Here is a 17,410-nt window from a genome sequence, read left to right as displayed (position 1 = left end):
TTTCTGATAAAGGTAGTCTGACGGATGTTAAGTGAAAGTGCTGCGCTGTTTGCCGGTATTGATGCCGGCGGCAGTCATTGCCGGGTAAGGCTGGAAGATGAAAGTGGTAAATTGCTTGGAGAAGGCCACTCCGGCGCGGCAAACCTGGGGTTGGGGTGGCCACGGGTTGAAGCAAATGTTTGGCAGGCGCTGAATGCCGCTTTGCAGCAGACCGGGCTGGACAGCAATGCTTACGGGCGTTTGCATGTCGGCGCAGGTTTCGCCGGGGCGCATCTGGCAGTGTTAAAAGCCACTGCGTTACAGTGGCAGCACCCCTTTGCCAGCTGGCATGTTACCACCGACTTACATGCTGCCTGTTACGGCGCCCATGGTGGTGGGGCAGGTAGTGTCATTATTCTTGGCACCGGTTTTAGTGCTATCGGGCTGACTGGGCAGGATGAAACCCTGCTGGGTGGCTATGGCTTTCCAATCAATGCGGTTTGTAGCGGTGCCGGCTTGGGCTTGCAAGCGGTGCAGGCCGTGTTGCTGGCGCTTGACGGCCTGGCGCCTGCAACCCGTTTAAGCGGCTTACTACAACAACACTTTGACGGTGGTGCGGCGCTGATGGCTGAGCAACTACTGCAGGCTACGCCACAGCAATATGCTGAGCTGGCACCCTTGGTGTTTCAGGCTGCCGACAGCGGTGATGCGGTAGCGCTGGATATGTTGCAACAGGCGTTAGATTTTATCGCCACGCTGAAGCGGCAGTTGCCAGTAGGGCGTTGTTGCCTGCTTGGTGGAGTGGGCCAGCGTTTACTGACGTACCTGCCAGCGGCACAGCGCAGCAGCTTTACGTCGCCGCTGGCACCGGCAACGGTAGGCGCGGTTTATTATGCCCGCCAACAACTGGCACGGGCAGAGCAGGAGACAAGGCTGCATGGCGCAAATTGAAATTTGTCTGGATAGTGACAGCTGGTATCTGACAACGAATATCCAGACAGTGTGTGCCGCTGGTATCGACAGCATTGAGTTGTGCAGCCAGATGGCGCAACAGGGGCTGTCGGTTGGCGCCGAGGCGTTAGCACAGGCCCGGCAGGCCTGTAATTCACATACACAGTTATGGGTAATGCTCAGACCAAGAGCCGGCAATTTCATCTACTCGGTGACAGAGCAGCAGCAGATACAGGCGCAGCTACAGCAAGCAGCACAGCTAGGCGCTGACGGCATAGTGGTTGGTGCACTTACAGCTGATGCGCAGCCGGATATGCCGTTTTTAACGCTGCTGCTGCAGCAATGCCGGCAACTGGGCCTGGCGTGCACTTTTCACCGTGCTTTTGATGCCTGCAGCAGCCCCGCTAACGCAGTTGAGCAGCTGCTGGCCTTGGGTGTGCAGCGCATACTCAGCAACGGCACGCCGTGGCAGCAACAGCAAAGCATAACGCTGGGCACACGGCAGTTGGCAGCTTTGCAGCAGTATATTGACCGCCGGCTGACGCTGGTAGCAGGTGGTGGTGTTACGCTGGCTAATTTGCCACAGCTGCAACAAACCCTTCAAGGCAATGCGCAGCTATGCTGGCACTTGCACTCCGCGGTGCTAACCGACGGCAAAGTAGATGCGGCGAAGCTTGAACAACTGCAGCAGTGCGTAGCTAAGCCGGTAAACAAACAACATGGAGAAGCCGATGCTTAAACGGCGTTATTTTTTAAAACTCAGCGCGATGTTTGGTGCCGGTGTTTCGGCTTCAGCATTATTACCGGGATGTACAGCTGTGGCCGCACCGGCGCGAAAGCCCGTGGTGATAAGTACCTGGGACTTTGGCATGCAGGCGAACGAGGTCGCATTTAGGTTATTGCAGCAAGGCGCCCGTGCAGTGGATGCAGTGCAGCATGGCGTAATGCTGACAGAGGCTGACCCGACTGAGCGCAGTGTGGGTTATGGAGGCCGGCCGGATCGCGACGGCAAAGTCACTTTGGATGCCTGCATTATGGATGAATTCGCCAATATAGGTGCTGTCGCTGCCTTGCAGCAGATTAAATATCCGGTAGCCGTAGCTCGGGCCGTAATGGAACACTCCCCGCATGTGATGCTGGTCGGCCAGGGCGCACTTGATTTTGCGCTGGCACAGGGCTTTGCCGCCGAGAATTTACTGACAGCTGAGTCGGAGCAGGAATGGCGGCAGTGGCTCAAAGATGCCAACTACCGGCCAATTGTTAATATCGAAAACCATGACACCATAGGTATGCTGGCGCTGGACAGCCAGGGCAATTTAGGCGGTGCCTGCACCACCAGTGGCATGGCGTTTAAAATGCACGGCCGGGTAGGTGACTCGCCCATTATCGGCGCCGGGCTCTATGTTGATAACGAAGTCGGCGCGGCCACCGCCACCGGCCATGGCGAAGAAGTGATCCGGGTAACGGGATCTTTTCTGGTGGTAGAGCTGATGCGCCAGGGCTACAGCCCGCAACAGGCATGCGAGCAGGCCGTGCAGCGGATCTACCACAAGCTAAAACTGCGTAACGGCAATATTGCCGAAACCCAGATTGGTTTTATTGCGCTGAATAAACAGGGTGAATATGGCAGCTACTGCCTGCAGCCGGGGTTTAACTACGCTGTGCAGCAGCCTGGCGGCAGTAAACTGTACCCAGCAGCGGCTTTGCTCAGTGGCTAATAAGCTGCTCAAGTCTGTTCCAGCAAAGCCTACCGGCTTAAAGTGACCAACTGTTGCAATGCAGCGGCTAGTTCCGCCTGGCTGCTGTTGGCAATACCGATCACCAGACCATAACGCGGCGCAGCACTGAATATATAGCGGCCCAATGGCTGGGCTTTTATACCATGCTGTGTAAGCTCTGCCAGCAGCCGGCCTTCATCAATTGGCTGTGGAAACTCCAGTACAATATGCAAACCTGCTTCAGTTGCGTGTAAGCGGCACTGTGGTAATGCCTGCTGTAATATGCTGATAGCTAACTGTTTATTCTGCTGATAATGGCGGCGCATTTTGCGCAGGTGGCGGCCAAAGTGACCTTCGCTGATAAAATCAGCCAGTACCGCCTGCGGTAGCAATGCCACATCACCATGTAATGCCTGCACTATCGCCGCAGCCTGCGCGATAACAGCACGCGGCGCCACCAAATACCCGAGCCGGAGTGCCGGAAACAATGTTTTACTGAATGAACCGGCAAACAGCACGCCTTCGCCACCTGCCAGGCCTTGCAGGCTGGCGACAGGGCGGTGCCGGTATTGAAACTCGCTGTCGTAGTCATCTTCTACCAGCCAGATAGCGTGTTGCTTTGCCCAGTCCAGCACAGCCAGTCGACCGCTTAGCGGCATAATACCGCCCAGCGGATATTGGTGCCCCGGTGTCAGGAACAATGCTTTAGCCTGGCACGGCGATGGCAGCGCGTTGATGCTCAGCCCTTCAGTTGAAGCCGCGTCCAGATGTGTTATGTGTAACTGACACAGTTGCAGCGCTTGTTTTAGCCTGGGATAACCCGGTGTTTCCATCAGCACGCTATCACCGGCACGGGCCACCAGTTTAGCGGCGACAAACAGCGCCTGCTGCGCCCCGGCAGTGATCAGAATGTTGTGTTCATCACAGACAACCTGGCGTGACTGACGTAAATACGGCACCAAAGCTTGTCGCAGTGGCAAATAACCCAGAGGGTCGGCAAAGCCGTGCAGAGCGGCGCGGTTGCCATGCCGCTGCTGCAGGCGCTGCCAGATAGCGTAGGGGAATAATTGCAGTGCCGGTACGCCAGGTTGCAGTAAGCCGTTTACCGGCCCCTGTTTTAGTGGCAGGTTGTAATGGTTTAAAGGCAGGCTGTGATCCGCATAAAGCTGCGTGTCTACAGGCTGAAAATATTGTTCGGGTAACTCGCACACCTGGTAACCGCGCCCCGCCAGGCCTTCGATATAGCCCTCCGCGACCAGCTGCTGCAACACCTGATTTACCGTGTTACGACTTAACTGCAAATCTGCTGCCAGCTGCCGGCTTGATGGCAGCAGCGCGCTGCCCGGCCATTGGCCGGATAACATTTGTTGTTTTAATGTGCGGTATAACTGCTGCTGCAGGTTGCCTTCGCCATTCAGCAGCAGGCTGTCTGTCAGTAAGCGCAACTGGATCTCCTGTTTTGTAAAAACTGGTGCTTTTTAAAGTACCAGTTTACTCAGTAAGCTGTAAAAAACGCAATCAGGAGGCTAAGACGTGACATTACAGATACAGCAGGAAACACACTTTAATCTGGATGAGATGCTGGCGCTTTATAAGGCATCGGGCATCAACCGCCCGATAGACGATCGCGAGCGGATGGCCATTATGTTGGCCAGCAGTAATTTATTACTCACCGCCAGGCTGGAAGGAAAACTGGTTGGTGTGGCGCGTTGTTTAACTGATCGGGTTTATGTGGTGTATATCTGCGATTTACTGGTCGATAAAGCGTCCCAACAGCAAGGTATTGGCAAAGCGCTACTGGTGGCAGTACAGCAGGCTACCGGGCCTCAGGTGCAACAGCTGTTGCGTAGTGCGCCTTCCGCCATGCAGTATTATCCTAAAGTCGGCTTCAGTGCTATTGATAATGCTTTTCATATCCAGCGTCAGTACTAAAGGAGCTGACAGTGTATCCACCGCCATATTACCAAACAGACGACAGCGCACAATTGCAGGCATTTTTGCAGCAGCATTACTTTGGCCTGCTGTTGAGCCACAGTGGCGGTATTGCATATACGCCGCTGCCGTTTTTATTTGACTGGCAGGGTGAAGCAGCTAAAGCTTACTGCCATCTGGCCCGCAATAACCCGCAACTTAAACATCTGGACGGAGCAGAGGTCAGCATAATTATTCAGGGGCCGCATGCCTTTGTGCCAGCCAGTTGCTACCAGCAGCAACCCGCAGTCTCTACCTGGAATTACGCACTGGCAGAACTTACAGGCACCGCACGGCTGCTTGATCATCAGCAGACACTGGCGTTGGTACGAAAACAGGAAACACACAGCGCACCTGGTATGCTGCAGGCGGCTGATTATCAACAAAAACTGGTGCAGGCGATAGTCGGGGTAGAGATCGATATAAGTCAGATGCATGGGCGCTTTAAGTTGTCGCAGAATAAATCAGCATCAGAGCAGCAAAGGGTTATTGCTCATCTACAGCAAGCGGAGCAGCCCGGCTCGGTATGGCAGCTAATGCAGCAAGCTGGCCAGAGCTAATCTGGCGCTGTTACCCCGCCTAATGGGTTTGGGGTAACTTATCCAGGCCAAGAAGTTGCTCCACAAAAATCAGATTTAGTAAGGTGCCAGCTGCAACGCCCAAAATTATGCCAGTTGCTACAGCAGTAACAGGTGCAGGTAACGACAACTCTATAACGAAATGAAGGTGCAGAATGGCGAAGCTCAGTATTATGAAACCCGCTGTAATGATATTGAACAACAAGCTGGTTGGTACATCGAACACCCACAGACTGGTCGCTGATTTAAAGCGGAAGTAGATTTGTAGCGTTGGTACTATTAAGCAAATGACAATACTGGCCAGCAATAGCCAGACGTCCAGCCCAAAGCTCTGCGACTTGATAAGCTCATAGCTTCTGATCCCACCAAAGATTGCGGCGGCGACATAAAAAGCAAAAGCGGGGAGTAGAATAATGCCCATTTAACATCCTTATTATAGGGTTGGTTTTGTGGAGTATTGAAATCGTTTTTAATCAGGCCATCGGCAAATGCTAAAGGTGCTATGCGGAAAGTCAGGTTTTTCAATATTTGGGAATATATGCTCCAACTCTTCATTGCTAAGGTCGCAATTGAGCGTAGCCAGGCGCTGCACTATAGCTTGTTGTGGCTTGATGCTGGAAGTGTTCAGATACCACAGCACGAAAGTTTTACCATGATGATCCAATGATATAACCTGCCGGATTTTAGATTGATCAAATTTATTACCAGGTAGGCGCGACTTGATATGCTTCTCGGGGAATTGGAATTCTCCCTGTGCATTAGTGACAGCTTCGTCAGTGTAAGACTTGTCATAATCCAACTCCCGAAACACTTTTATGCTATGCAAAGGTTTACCATCCAAGGTGATTTTACCGATCACGGCAGGTGATAAATACACATCGTACTTTTTTAACCAGCTAAACATATCGGCATTAACCTGCGATGGGAAAGCAATAAGTATCAGACAGCTATATAGTGCGAGGGAGAAGTTTACTCTTAGATGCCTGATAAAAAATATTAGCATTTCTCTAATAAATCAAGTGAGTAGGGTGTTGATAGAAAGCGCCAGACAAGGAACACTGTCTGGCGCTTTATTCTATTCAGTGTGTTCCAACGCTTGTCGGACTGAGCGATACAAAGCACCCAAGGTAATATCAAAAACCCAACGGATAAAGCGGGCGGTTAGCTCTGTCACTACCGTTGTAACCTTGCCTGCAAATACGAGCATATGACCGAGTAAGCCTTTAATGTCATCGGCGAACTCCACTGATAGCTTCGCAATGTGCTCCATACTTCTTGCCAGCAAATCATAAAAGGTTAACGCAGTACCCACTCCAGCAGCAGCAACAATGACAGGTAATTGCCCTGCTTTTTTCAAGATGGTAATCATTGCGTCAGTAATCCGTAAAGCCCAATATGTACTGAAAGAAGCTCTATGACGTTCAGCATATTTTAGAATTACAGATTGGGCATTTGTTCGTGTACTTTGAGCAATCTCCTGCCAACTGTGTCCACTTGCTGTATTCACGTAGCCGGGTGCTTTAGCCATAGAATGGGCTGATGGGCTGATAAACATGCCGGGCGAAAGCACAAATTCGTGCTTGTTGTATGGAGCATGGATAAACGGCCACACGGGTATCATTGGGATAGGATCGGATGCGTGTACACAGCGAAAGTGCTTATCTATGCTAGATGTTGTTTTTTTCGCGAATTCAGTCAAGCCTACTCTCGGTGCACCGAACGTATAAAGGCATACTCTGTTGCCATAGTACCGCTTAACCCAGTCTGCGGTTAAATGAGCTAAAGCTCCACCGAGACTATGGCCAACACAGTGCACTGTGCCTTTTGCATTCGCCCTCAATAACGGATCCAGATTTTCTGCTAATGCCGGCTTTATACTCTGAAAAACCTTGTTAAATCCTGCGTGAATGCGAGTTTGATTATCACCTGTGGCAAGACCAAAATGTAAGTCGGTGACTACATCTCGCAGTTCTGCCGTTTTCCAGTTCATATAAGTGCCGCGTACAGCGACAACCACATCGCCATCATACTGACTTTTGCCTTGGCCTATCACTGCGAAACCCGTCTTACGATTTAACATCCGGGATAAGATACCTCCAGAGACACCTTGGATTGGGCCGTTACTAAGGTCAAAGCTGAAATTCTGTGTAATTTGCGGCGGTAACCTACCAAGACTATAGCCACTTCGTTCAGCGGTTCGGATAAGGTATGCAGCATTAGCCAGTTGAGAGGCCATTTGGGGCGTTAAGGTATTCATTCCATTTTTTCCTTGTTTGTAACAACACTTTCATCAGCGAAACTGCATTTACTGATAGCGCCTAAGTAGACTCCTGGTTGCGAAGGGTCTGGTTTTAAATCCAAACCATAATCAGGGTGCGTAAGCTCGCAGGTCATATGTTTCAACAAAACGTTAAAGCTATTGAAATCAAGCGTGTTTAAACTGGAGATACCAAAAAACTTAATTACTTCTGATTGTCTTTCTACATAAAGACTGTGTTTAACATCGGTATCAAACATTGAATCTTTGATTTTGATTGTTTTAGGTGGGAAGGAGAAATGTCCCTCTTGGTCTGTTATCTCTTTGTCAGTGTACAGTTCATCGCCATAGTTCAGATCCCTAAGCACGGTGATCCCCTGTACCGGTTGGCCATTTAACAATATCTGGCCAGTGACTTTAGGGGAGAGTTGTAGCTCTTTCTTTTTAAACCAAGCAAACATATCTGCTGTAACCTGTTGTGAAAAAACAATAAATATTAGAAAACTCAGCGCTGCCATTAGCAGCGCAAAAGGCTTTTGCCTGAACATACCAGTCGTCATCCGATGGTTGGCTGAAATGGACGTTGCGAAAAGATAACCAAATAATAATTTTTTGTAAATTAATTATTTGTTAAAAGGGCGAAAAAAGCGGCTGAAATGCGCTGTAACGGGTGCTACAGCGCGAAAATGCTTAGTAGTCGAATTTGTAGCGGCTGAATAGCTGTTGCACCTGCAGCCAAACATCGCCAACTAAACCATCGCCTACCGGTTTATCGTTAACAAATAACACCGGTGCAATTTCTTTGCTGGAGCTGGTCAGCCAGATTTCGTCAGCTGCCAGCACTTCAGCTTCACTGATATCGCGCTCTTCTACTTTCAGTGAGCTGTGCGCTGCCAATATTGCCAGCAAAATGTGGCGGGTAATGCCAGGCAGTAATTTATGGCTCAGCGGCGGGGTGGCGATAACGCCGTCTTTGACCACGAACACATTCACTGCCGCGCCTTCGGTTAAGTTACCGTCTTTATCAAACAGCAGAATTTCCTGCGCGCCCTGGCTGTAGCCTTGCTGATAGTGCAACACGTTACCCAGCAGCGATGTCGATTTAATGTGGCAACGCTGCCAGCGTAAATCCTGCCCGGTCACAACAGCATAGGTTGTAGCTTTGGCTTTATCGGCTACCGGTTCAGGCGGAATAGCGAAGGCAAAGCCAAATACAGTTGGGCTGATATTAGCCGGGAAGGCATGACCACGTTTGGTGTCGGTTCCGCGGCTTACCTGGAAATACACGCCAATGTTGTCTCCCAGCTCTGCGCGGTTGTCTGCCAGCAGTTGGTCGGCGATCTGTTGCCAGTCTGCCTGGCTGAGCTTGGGGTCAATTGACAGTTGTGCCAGGCCGCTGTGCATGCGGTCAATATGCGGGCCAAAACCGACAAAGCGTCCGGCATAGCTTGGGATCACTTCATAAATGCCATCGCCGAATAAGAAGCCGCGGTCCATCGGCGATATCTTGGCTTCACTGGCCGGTACAAAGGCACCGTTTAAATATACTGTTGTCATTGCGGTTCTCTTTAAAATGCTATTCAGATATTCATTCAGCAGAATCGATGTACCCTAAGCCAACCGTTGACGGCATGGATGCCGGAATCGAGCCTACAGGGATGTATTCACGGCGTGTTGGTGTGGGTATATCGGTTCGGCGGTTACATCATATTTTCAACACTTCAGTCAGATCTGTTATCAATTGCATACCTTCAGTATGGGGCAGGCCATCTTCGGTCAGTGTATTTAGCCGGGTAACACCATCCACGCTGCCTTTGGCCGATAAATACTGCAAAATGGCCAGTGGGTCAGCACTTGCTAACAGGTCTTCACCACGCAGTGCCGATACCATGGCGGTAAGACCCCAGGCTGCCCAATTTGATACATCAGCCACTATCAGTTCATCGCATTGTGTTACTGATGGCGTAATGTTTAATTGGCTGACCTGTTGGTACAGGTTGCCCATACCAATTTCATTGCCGCCATCGCCTATACCAATGCTGGGACAGGCCGCCAGTGTCAGAAAATAATCAAAGCTGGCGCAGCGCAGTGATATATCTTCACCACGCATATTGGCGTAGCGGTGTTGGTCATTAAACCCTGGGCGTTCAATAGAGATCACCAGTTGCGGTTGCAATTCGGCCAGCGCTTTACTGGCCACCACCGGCAGCGCATCATACTGATTTACCGTAATTTGGTAGCACTGGTAATCTGCCTTTAATGCGCTGTATAACGGGTCGCCACAGACGATAATTGGTCTGGCGCCAAGCTGTTTCAGCAGCTGGTAAAGGCCGATAGCGCCGACAGGGCCATCGGTTTCAAAAGTGTCTAATACCGGGAAGCCGGTGCCAATCAGCACAGTGCCACGGCACTGGTTAAGCAGTCGTGCCGCACGCAGAATGTAACCGGGCCGTAAATGTGGCTTAAGCGTCGCCATGCCGCGCAGGTTTTGCCGCACTAACAACTGTTCTATCTGCTGGCTGATGGCCAGAAAATCGGTGTTTAAAGTACTCATCTATAGGGTTACCAACTGACTGGTGATGGCATCGGTTCGCACTTTGGCCAGACACAGGGCATTGTGCGCCTGCTCGGCGCTGATGGGCGTAAAGTATACCTCTACTCCTGCACCGGCTTGTGACAGCAGCGCACAGTCAAGCGACAGCACAGAACCGATTTTCGGGTAACCGCCCAACGTTTGCCGGTCGTTCAGCAGTACTATTGGCTGGCCATCCGGCGGTATTTGCACAGCGCCATAACAAATGCCCTCTGACAACAGCTGGCTTTGCTGGCAACGGATGGCGCTGCCTTTTAGCTTGTAGCCCATGCGGTCGGCCTGCGGCGTAACCTGATAGCTGTTGAGGTAAAAACGCTGGCGCTCGGTGCTGGCAAAGCTTGCTGCCTGGTAACCCTCAATCAATCGTAAGGTCAGAATACGGTTAAACTGGGGCCGGTATTGTACAGGCAATTGTAATCTCGGCAGGCTCGTCACCTGTGCGACCGGCAGGCTATCGCCGGCTTGCAGTTTGTTACCATTCAGGCCGCCAACGCCCTCGCGTAGCACTGTCGAGGTGCTGCCAAATTGCGGCTTAACGTCAAAGCCGCCGGCTACCGCCAGATAGCAGCGCAGGCCCTGACTAGCCATGGCTAATTCGATAACGTCGCCATTGCTAACTTTATGCGTTGTCCACGCCTGTGCAGCTTTGCCATTGATTGTTAAAGCGGCATTGGCCCCGGTGACGGCAATGTAACTACTGCCGTTGGCTTTTAACTGTAAACCGCCAATGCTGCACTCAATCAGGGTAGAGCCTTGTGGGTTAGACAGCAGCCGGTTTGCCCAGTACGCGGATTGGGGGTCCATTGGCCCGCCGGTTGTCAAACCCAGCGCAGCCTGGCCAAAACGGCCCAAATCCTGTAGCAGGCTAAGTACGCCGGGAGCCAGCACGGTATAACTGCTCATACTTCGCCTCCCAAACGTATAAATTCAGCTTTATCAACAGCCACAAAGCGCACCTCGTCACCGACAGCAACGGGCATAACCGGTGTAGCGCCGGGGGTAAACATAGCTGTAGGGCACAAGCCAATCAGGTTCCAGCCACCGGGTGAGGGGGCCGGATACACCGCTGTTTGCCGGTCGGCTATTGCAACAGCACCGCGTGGTACTTTTGCCCGTGGTGTACTAAGACGCGGCATTTGCAGTAACGGGTCAACTTCGCCCAGGTAAGCAAAACCCGGCGCAAAGCCAATGGCATAAACGCGGTAGCTGACGGCCTGATGACGCCTGATCACCTCTGCAATACTGATGTTTTTTGTACTGGCAATCCGTGCCAAATCCGGGCCGCTTTCTTCGCTGTAGTAAACTGGCAGCTCAATTTGTTTGCCGGTGGAGTCGTTAGCACTTTGCAATTGTTGCAGGCAATCTTGCAACTGACGGCGCACCCGGTACAAGTCTGTACTGAAGGGATTAAATACCACCAGTATGGACGCGTAAGATGGCAGTATATCGAGCAAATGTTCCGATAATTCTGCACGGATAAGTTCACAAGCCTGCTGTACCAGCACGGATATTGCCGGATCAATGCGCTGCTCGAAATACAGCATCAAGGCGTTTTCCCCGGCACTACTCAGTTGATATTGCACCTGACTCATGCCAGCAGGGCCTTAATTTTTTCTACCTGAGCGATAGCAGCCTGATTATCGCCGTGTACGCATAGCGTATCTGCGTTAAGTGGCAAGGTTTTACCCGACACTGTTGTGACCGTGCCCTGTGTCACCAGTTGCGATACCTGTGCCAGCATCTCGGCTTCATGCAACACAGCACCGGGCTGAGCCCGTGGCGTTAGTTTGCCGTCGTCGGTATAACGCCGGTCAGCAAAAGCTTCAAATAACAGCTCGACGCCTTTGGCGTTGGCTAAGTCACGATAATGCTGTTGCTCTGCCGTGGCCAGAATCATTAATTTAAGTGGCCGGTAGTAGCCCGCCACTGCGTCCAGTACGGCGTCGAAAACACTGGCGCTGGCCATCATGTCGTTGTACAACGCGCCATGTGGTTTAACGTAGCTTATGGAGACATCAGCACTTTGTGCCATACCGTCCAGCGCGGCTATCTGATAGCGCATAGTGTTAATAATTTCACTGGCAGACAGCGCCATGCTGCGCCGGCCAAAGCCTTGCAGATCCGGGTAAGAAGGGTGGGCGCCAACGGTCACGCCATGTTGTTTGGCCAGTTGCAGGGTTTTGGCCATCACGTCGGCATCGCCGGCATGAAAACCGCAGGCAATATTTGCCATATCAATGTACGGCATCACAGCGGCATCCAGCCCCATTTGCCAGCTGCCGAAGCTTTCGCCTAAATCACAATTCAGTTTCATCCTGCCCCCGTCGTCGCAGTTGAAAAATAATTTATTCATGTTGCGTTTAAATTTAGTAATAGTCTAGTCGGATGCGACCAAATACGGCAGCAGACCGATATGGGCAAGGACAAACGTTTATTGGTATTTTGTTTACATTTTTACACAACTGTCCACCAGTAAAGTGTCTACATTATTCGCTAATTATTTACATTTTAAGTGGCAACTAATAGGGAGGTGAATGATGCGTACTCTATATTCATTGGCAGTTTTAGTCAGTACGACAATACTGAGCGCCTGTGGTGGTAGTTCAGATAACGATAACACCACGACTGATTTATGGCAGGTTTCAACCGATAAAAGCAGTACTGCATCATTAACGCAGACCAATGCGCCAACACTGACACAGTATATGAAGTTTGGCCTCTATGCCCAAACTACCAGCGTGGGTGAGGAAAATCCTACACCCACTCAACCAGCCGATTCAGGTACCAACCTGATTACACCGGGTGTTGATGAAGCTGACAGGGTGAAGTTCAGTGACCGCATTTTATACGTAAGCGGCAAAGATGCGGACACTGGTAACCCCTACCTTAAACGTTGGTTCCGCGAAGCTGACAGTGGTTTGACTGCTATGGCAGCACTGCCGTTAGCGGATCCGCTAAAGCGGATAAAAGGGCTTTATGTAGATGAAGGTCAGTTAACGGTACTGGGAGATGACCAGCAAGATTATATCGGCCTGCTGACCACGCCGGCAGAGAGTGTTAATAGCCGTACAGTTGTACAGTTGTTTGAGCAAGGTAATGCGGTATATCAGCTTGAGCTTGATGGTGCATTACTGGATAGCCGTCGGACGGATGATGCATTATGGCTGGTTTCGCGCTACCGGCCGCATGCCGCAGGTTTATTGGGATATGCAGCAACTGAGGCCGATAAGCGCCACAATATGGCAGTGTTACAAGCTGCCAGTCTGGCTGAGCTGCTACCAAAGCGCAGAGTCAATAATGCAGAAGCTGAACCCATGTTCAGTGCTGACCAGTGCTATCTGCCTGCAGATATTCAAAATAATGAAGGCAGCAGCAATATGGTGGTGATTACCCGGCTAAGTACCAGTGCGCCTTATCAAACGCAAAGTGCCTGTGTTGTCGGCGAAATCACAGACTTCTATATGTCAGCCCAGCATTTATACCTGCATGGTTTGGTACTGGAGCAGACCGGCGCGCAAACAGTAGTGCATAAGTTCAGCCTTGAAGATAGTGCTGCGAGCTATCAGGCAACTGGTGCGGTAGACGGACAGATAGCCGCCAGCCAGACCGATTTTATGCTGTATGAAAAAGACCAGACACTGCTGCTGTTTAACTCAGTTAGTGGTGAGGAAGGGCCTATGCACCGGCTTTGGGTACTGCAGCAAGAGGGCGATACACTCAATACCGTGGCGCAGCTGCCAAATCAGCAATACCCGAATGAAGTCATCGGCAAGCCAGGCGAGGCCATTTATGGTGTCAGGTTTACCGGTGACCGGGCCTATGTGGTGACTTTTGAGCGCACCGATCCATTATATACCTTTGATATCAGTAACACGTTACAGCCGCGGGTTATTGGTGCTCTGGAGATCCCTGGCTATTCAGCTTATTTGCATAGCGTCACTGATGATCTGCTGTGGGGTTTAGGCCAAAACATTACGTTTGAGGAGCAGGGCGAACCTGTCTGGAACAGCGCCAGTGCAAAAATTGCGTTATTTGACGTCAGTGCTGACGATGCCGTGTTACAGGATGATTTGCTGTTTAGCGGTCAGTATTCGCCGTTGGAATACCAGCATCATAGCCTGGCTGCGCTGCATCAATCCGGCACGACACGCATGGCCGTGCCGCTTAGCCGTTTTGATGATGAGTTAGGGGAAATGGTCAGTTTGTTGCTGCTGGAAGTGGCCGATAACGGTGTTATGCAAAAAGTCGGCGAATTAATACCTGAATACAATCAGCGGGCAAACAGCTGGGAAGCACGTACTGTGCTGATCGAAGATGACATTTACTTTGTGCTGGGCGATACGGTGTATCACAGTGTATGGCAACAACCTGATCAGATTGCCGCACAATATTAAAGGCTGCGGCGGGCTCGGGTTGCGGTATGCCCACATTGCAAGTGGACGCCGCGCCCACCTTGCACTAGGTTTATGCCAACGGGCTTAGCGGTTTAACGTCATTGTAAGGAGGGAAGCATGTCGGTTCAGCGTCACGGCCAGTGTTTATGCGGTAAGGTTAAAATCAGTGCCAGCTCGGCAGACAGCAAGGTGGGAGCCTGCCACTGTGGTATGTGCCGGCGTTGGGGCGGCGGCCCTCTGCTGGCTGTCGACTGTGGTACCGGTGTCAGTTTCGACGGCGAACAGTATATCCGGGCTTTTCGCTCGTCAGACTGGGCCTCACGTGGTTTTTGTAGCGAATGTGGTACCCATCTGTTTTACCGCTTAAGCCAGAATGGTCAGTACATCATGCCGGCCGGGCTGTTCGAACAGGCGGATGATCTGGTGTTTGATCATCAGGTGTGTATCGATAGCAAACCTGGCTACTATAGTTTTGCCGAGCAAACACATAATATGACCTGCGATGAGCTGTTTGCCGCCTTTGCACCACCACAATAATATTTACCCTGCTGTTATCAGGCTGGCCTGCTGCTTTGCCAGCCTGATAAAGGTTTGCAGATGGGTATTGTGTTGCTCATGCTTACGATAACCAACATAGATATGTTTATTAATGCCGCTATTACCCAGCCGCAGCGCCTTGACCGGCAGCTTTTGAGCATATTCCAATGCTAACCATTTTGGCATCGCAGTCACACCACGGTTTGCTGCCACCATCTGCAGAATAATATCGGTAGCCTCCAACGTTTTGTGCAACCGTGGCATGCATTGGGCAGGTAGCAAAAATTGCTGAAAAATATCCAGCCTGGCGGTTTCAACCGGGTAGGTCAGTAAGGTTTGGTCAGTTAAATCTGCCGGCTCAAGTTGTGTCAGTGCACTGAGTTTATTGCTCTGGCCAACAACCAGCACTAATTCGTATGGAAATACCGGCTCGAACATAATCTGTTCTTTCAGGATAGGATCCGGCGTTATCAGCAAATCAATATCGTAGTTAAACAGCGCCGCCATACCGCCAAACTGAAAGCGCTGCTTAACATCAATATCTACTCCCGGCGATTGCGCCAGAAAAGGCTGAACCACCTTAAGCAGCCACTGATAACAGGGATGGCATTCCATGCCTACTCGCAAACTGCCTCTTTCGTTGCCGGCAAACTGGCGCAGCGTTTCATCAATACGCTCAAACTGAGGTAATACGCGGTTGGCTTGCTCCAGCAAATAATTACCCGCTTCGGTCAGACGGATCTGCCGGCCGTCTTTTAACCACAGTGCTATACCTGACTGAAGTTCCAGCTTTTTGATACTGTGGCTTAGTGCTGACTGTGTCAGATTAAGGCTACTGGCTGCCGCAGTTAATGAGCCCTGGCGGTTAATCTCGCGCATAATGCTCAGGTGTATTTTTTCAATCACGCTGCTACCTATGACTAAATTTCATTGAATTTTGAAAATACAGTAATTTATATCATGCGTACAGTTATCAATATGCATTGCCTACTACTTGCAACCAGCATAGGCATGGTTAATGATGCAGTTGACCTTATTAACCAATGTTTACCTTTTAGCTAACGGAGCCCTGTTGTGACTTACCGGACATTCACCCGCTGTTTTTTCTGTCTGTTAATAATGTTGTTGGCTGCCTGTAGCAGTGCGCCAAAGACAGTAGCCAGCCCGCCGGTATCGGACTGGGTAGCGCGTTGCGCCGATTGGGATGACTGGGACAAAGCCGGCCCGCCATATCGCATTTATGGCAACAGTTACTATGTTGGTACCTGTGGGATCAGCGCTATTTTGATCACCGGTGATAAGGGCCATATTTTGATTGATGGCGCCACTGAAGCCGGCGCAGATGTTATTGCGAACAATATCCGCTCGCTCGGCTTTTCGCTGAGTGATATTAAATTGCTGCTGCAAAGCCACGAGCATTTTGATCATGTTGCCGGCTTAGCCAGATTACAGCAATTAAGCGGAGCAAAATTGCTGGCGTCGGCCGCCGCCGCGCCGGTGCTGGCAAGTGGAGTGGTCAGTAGCGCCGACCCCCAGGCAGGTATGCACAAGCCGTTTCCACCGGCAAGAGTGGATGGCCAGGTGACGGCGGGAACGGCGGTTAATCTGGGCGACTTGAGCTTGATGCCAATCGCTACTCCTGGCCATACGCCAGGTGCACTCAGCTGGCAGTGGACCAGCTGTGAGGCTGGCCAATGCCAGGTACTGGTGTATGCCGACAGTTTATCGCCGGTCAGCAGTGACAGTTACCGCTTTAGTGAACACCTGAGTTACCTCAATGCCTATAGAGCCGGTTTGAATACGCTTGCCAAACTGGACTGTCAGGTTCTGCTGACGCCTCATCCGTCAGCCAGCAACATGCGTACGCGGCTGCAAAGCAGTGACGGTTTATCTGATCCACAAGGCTGTGTGAGCTACGCTGATGCTGTAACAGGGCGTTTAGAGCAGCGTTTAACAAAAGAAAAAACGTCAGCCGATAAGTAACGGCAACAAGGTGATAGATACAGAGTTAAATCATCTGAAAAAGGAATCTAGCATGCCGGTGTTCAAGTTTGCTGTGTTATTGGTCGTTGTCGCGTACTCACAGGTAAATCTAATGTCACTGTTGGATACAGTGACTTTAGCCTTCTGGCTGATTCTCAATATTCTCTTTCTGACAGGGAGCGCATCGGTCAAGGACACCTTAAGTAACTTTTTTTCAGGCGGGTACTTTTCTGCTTCGGCGATATCTCAAAAACAGCTCGTACTAGCATTATCTGTCTCGGCAGCTATGTTGACATCATTGATGCTGATAACCAATCTGACAATTATGCAGCAGGCCACAACACCAGCCGGCTTGGCGTTATGTTTGCTGCCGGTGTTTTATTCAGCTGTTTACTTATTTATCAGAAAATAGCTGGCGTCTGCATCAACGTTCAAAAGTAACGTACTAC

20 protein-coding genes are annotated in these 17,410 nt (G+C 50.9%); 9 read left to right on the top strand and 11 right to left on the bottom strand.

What is annotated here, in order from left to right; genetic code table 11:
* Positions 1-24 precede the first annotated feature (24 nt).
* Genes LHL18_RS16420 through LHL18_RS16410 form a run of 3 tightly spaced genes read left to right on the top strand, consistent with a single transcriptional unit; the run spans position 25 to position 2,648 of the window.
* On the top strand, positions 25-930 hold the full coding sequence (locus LHL18_RS16420) for a BadF/BadG/BcrA/BcrD ATPase family protein (RefSeq protein ID WP_226767880.1): 906 nt from the start codon (positions 25-27) through the stop codon (positions 928-930).
* On the top strand, positions 917-1,669 hold the full coding sequence (locus LHL18_RS16415) for a copper homeostasis protein CutC (RefSeq protein ID WP_166670470.1): 753 nt from the start codon (positions 917-919) through the stop codon (positions 1,667-1,669). Before LHL18_RS16420 ends, LHL18_RS16415 begins: the two co-directional genes overlap by 14 nt.
* A complete protein-coding gene (locus LHL18_RS16410; RefSeq protein ID WP_226767879.1) occupies positions 1,662-2,648 on the top strand; it encodes an isoaspartyl peptidase/L-asparaginase family protein in 987 nt (328 codons plus the stop codon). The genes LHL18_RS16415 and LHL18_RS16410 overlap by 8 nt, the downstream gene beginning before the upstream one ends.
* A 29-nt stretch (positions 2,649-2,677) precedes the next feature.
* On the opposite strand, the gene pdxR is transcribed toward LHL18_RS16410, so the two are convergent.
* Positions 2,678-4,093 (bottom strand): MocR-like pyridoxine biosynthesis transcription factor PdxR, encoded by a 1,416-nt coding sequence (pdxR, locus tag LHL18_RS16405; protein ID WP_226767878.1) that lies wholly within the window; start codon positions 4,091-4,093, stop codon positions 2,678-2,680.
* An 88-nt stretch (positions 4,094-4,181) separates the two neighbouring features.
* Here pdxR and LHL18_RS16400 point away from each other — a divergent pair, with 88 nt between their 5' ends.
* Positions 4,182-4,580, top strand: coding sequence for a GNAT family N-acetyltransferase (locus LHL18_RS16400; RefSeq protein ID WP_226767877.1), 399 nt, complete (start codon positions 4,182-4,184; stop codon positions 4,578-4,580).
* 11 nt (positions 4,581-4,591) lie between these two features.
* Positions 4,592-5,179: an FMN-binding negative transcriptional regulator gene (locus LHL18_RS16395; RefSeq protein ID WP_226767876.1), complete on the top strand. Its 588-nt coding sequence runs from the start codon at positions 4,592-4,594 to the stop codon at positions 5,177-5,179.
* Between the two features lie 19 nt (positions 5,180-5,198).
* Here LHL18_RS16395 and LHL18_RS16390 read toward each other — a convergent pair whose 3' ends face one another.
* The 9 genes from LHL18_RS16390 to LHL18_RS16350 all read right to left on the bottom strand — a co-directional run bounded on the left by LHL18_RS16390 (position 5,199) and on the right by LHL18_RS16350 (position 12,361).
* Positions 5,199-5,618, bottom strand: a complete 420-nt coding sequence (locus tag LHL18_RS16390; RefSeq protein ID WP_226767875.1) for a hypothetical protein — start codon at positions 5,616-5,618, stop codon at positions 5,199-5,201.
* 48 nt (positions 5,619-5,666) lie between these two features.
* Positions 5,667-6,101, bottom strand: coding sequence for a DUF1416 domain-containing protein (locus LHL18_RS16385; protein ID WP_226767874.1), 435 nt, complete (start codon positions 6,099-6,101; stop codon positions 5,667-5,669).
* A 171-nt stretch (positions 6,102-6,272) separates the two neighbouring features.
* On the bottom strand, positions 6,273-7,454 hold the full coding sequence (locus LHL18_RS16380; RefSeq protein ID WP_226767873.1) for a lipase family protein: 1,182 nt from the start codon (positions 7,452-7,454) through the stop codon (positions 6,273-6,275).
* A complete protein-coding gene (locus tag LHL18_RS16375; protein ID WP_226767872.1) occupies positions 7,451-8,014 on the bottom strand; it encodes a DUF4198 domain-containing protein in 564 nt (187 codons plus the stop codon). Before LHL18_RS16375 ends, LHL18_RS16380 begins: the two co-directional genes overlap by 4 nt.
* A gap of 130 nt (positions 8,015-8,144) precedes the next feature.
* Entirely contained in the window at positions 8,145-9,011 is an 867-nt protein-coding gene (locus LHL18_RS16370; RefSeq protein WP_134058105.1) for a D-amino acid aminotransferase, read from the bottom strand.
* A gap of 148 nt (positions 9,012-9,159) precedes the next feature.
* Positions 9,160-10,008: a DUF4392 domain-containing protein gene (locus tag LHL18_RS16365; protein ID WP_226767871.1), complete on the bottom strand. Its 849-nt coding sequence runs from the start codon at positions 10,006-10,008 to the stop codon at positions 9,160-9,162.
* The gene (locus tag LHL18_RS16360) at positions 10,009-10,950 is read right to left on the bottom strand and encodes a 5-oxoprolinase subunit C family protein (protein WP_226767870.1); all 942 of its coding nucleotides are present in this window, start codon (positions 10,948-10,950) and stop codon (positions 10,009-10,011) included. It lies immediately after the preceding gene.
* Positions 10,947-11,639: a 5-oxoprolinase subunit PxpB gene (gene pxpB / locus LHL18_RS16355; RefSeq protein WP_226767869.1), complete on the bottom strand. Its 693-nt coding sequence runs from the start codon at positions 11,637-11,639 to the stop codon at positions 10,947-10,949. Before pxpB ends, LHL18_RS16360 begins: the two co-directional genes overlap by 4 nt.
* Positions 11,636-12,361: a 5-oxoprolinase subunit PxpA gene (locus tag LHL18_RS16350; RefSeq protein ID WP_226767868.1), complete on the bottom strand. Its 726-nt coding sequence runs from the start codon at positions 12,359-12,361 to the stop codon at positions 11,636-11,638. The genes pxpB and LHL18_RS16350 overlap by 4 nt, the downstream gene beginning before the upstream one ends.
* A 220-nt stretch (positions 12,362-12,581) precedes the next feature.
* Between LHL18_RS16350 and LHL18_RS16345 the strand changes: the two genes are divergently transcribed.
* Together LHL18_RS16345 and LHL18_RS16340 are read left to right on the top strand one after the other, a co-directional pair.
* Positions 12,582-14,441: a beta-propeller domain-containing protein gene (locus tag LHL18_RS16345; protein ID WP_226767867.1), complete on the top strand. Its 1,860-nt coding sequence runs from the start codon at positions 12,582-12,584 to the stop codon at positions 14,439-14,441.
* 117 nt (positions 14,442-14,558) lie between these two features.
* Positions 14,559-14,978: a GFA family protein gene (locus LHL18_RS16340; protein ID WP_226767866.1), complete on the top strand. Its 420-nt coding sequence runs from the start codon at positions 14,559-14,561 to the stop codon at positions 14,976-14,978.
* Positions 14,979-14,981: 3 nt separating this feature from the next.
* Here LHL18_RS16340 and LHL18_RS16335 read toward each other — a convergent pair whose 3' ends face one another.
* On the bottom strand, positions 14,982-15,884 hold the full coding sequence (locus LHL18_RS16335) for a LysR family transcriptional regulator (protein WP_226767865.1): 903 nt from the start codon (positions 15,882-15,884) through the stop codon (positions 14,982-14,984).
* 168 nt (positions 15,885-16,052) lie between these two features.
* Between LHL18_RS16335 and bla the strand changes: the two genes are divergently transcribed.
* Both bla and LHL18_RS16325 read left to right on the top strand, forming a co-directional pair.
* Complete coding sequence (bla, locus tag LHL18_RS16330; protein ID WP_226767864.1) at positions 16,053-16,961, top strand: subclass B3 metallo-beta-lactamase; 909 nt, start codon at positions 16,053-16,055, stop codon at positions 16,959-16,961.
* A gap of 52 nt (positions 16,962-17,013) precedes the next feature.
* Entirely contained in the window at positions 17,014-17,373 is a 360-nt protein-coding gene (locus LHL18_RS16325; RefSeq protein WP_134058087.1) for a hypothetical protein, read from the top strand.
* The last annotated feature ends 37 nt before the right edge of the window (positions 17,374-17,410 follow it).

The sequence above is a fragment of the Rheinheimera aquimaris genome, assembly GCF_020531985.1.
Taxonomy (GTDB): Bacteria; Pseudomonadota; Gammaproteobacteria; order Enterobacterales; family Alteromonadaceae; genus Alishewanella; species Alishewanella aquimaris.
Note: the sequence above shows the minus strand (reverse complement) of the source record. Positions and strands in the feature narration are given on the sequence as shown.

Coding starts and splice junctions, on each gene's coding strand:
- LHL18_RS16390 (WP_226767875.1), bottom strand. CDS start 5,618: ATGGGCATTATTCTACTCCCCGCTTTTGCTTTTTATGTCGCCGCCGCA.
- LHL18_RS16380 (WP_226767873.1), bottom strand. CDS start 7,454: ATGAATACCTTAACGCCCCAAATGGCCTCTCAACTGGCTAATGCTGCA.
- LHL18_RS16365 (WP_226767871.1), bottom strand. CDS start 10,008: ATGAGTACTTTAAACACCGATTTTCTGGCCATCAGCCAGCAGATAGAA.
- LHL18_RS16350 (WP_226767868.1), bottom strand. CDS start 12,361: ATGAAACTGAATTGTGATTTAGGCGAAAGCTTCGGCAGCTGGCAAATG.
- LHL18_RS16370 (WP_134058105.1), bottom strand. CDS start 9,011: ATGACAACAGTATATTTAAACGGTGCCTTTGTACCGGCCAGTGAAGCC.
- LHL18_RS16375 (WP_226767872.1), bottom strand. CDS start 8,014: ATGACGACTGGTATGTTCAGGCAAAAGCCTTTTGCGCTGCTAATGGCA.
- LHL18_RS16410 (WP_226767879.1), top strand. CDS start 1,662: ATGCTTAAACGGCGTTATTTTTTAAAACTCAGCGCGATGTTTGGTGCC.
- LHL18_RS16420 (WP_226767880.1), top strand. CDS start 25: ATGTTAAGTGAAAGTGCTGCGCTGTTTGCCGGTATTGATGCCGGCGGC.
- LHL18_RS16340 (WP_226767866.1), top strand. CDS start 14,559: ATGTCGGTTCAGCGTCACGGCCAGTGTTTATGCGGTAAGGTTAAAATC.
- LHL18_RS16360 (WP_226767870.1), bottom strand. CDS start 10,950: ATGAGCAGTTATACCGTGCTGGCTCCCGGCGTACTTAGCCTGCTACAG.
- LHL18_RS16325 (WP_134058087.1), top strand. CDS start 17,014: ATGCCGGTGTTCAAGTTTGCTGTGTTATTGGTCGTTGTCGCGTACTCA.
- LHL18_RS16385 (WP_226767874.1), bottom strand. CDS start 6,101: ATGTTTAGCTGGTTAAAAAAGTACGATGTGTATTTATCACCTGCCGTG.
- pxpB (WP_226767869.1), bottom strand. CDS start 11,639: ATGAGTCAGGTGCAATATCAACTGAGTAGTGCCGGGGAAAACGCCTTG.
- LHL18_RS16345 (WP_226767867.1), top strand. CDS start 12,582: ATGATGCGTACTCTATATTCATTGGCAGTTTTAGTCAGTACGACAATA.
- LHL18_RS16415 (WP_166670470.1), top strand. CDS start 917: ATGGCGCAAATTGAAATTTGTCTGGATAGTGACAGCTGGTATCTGACA.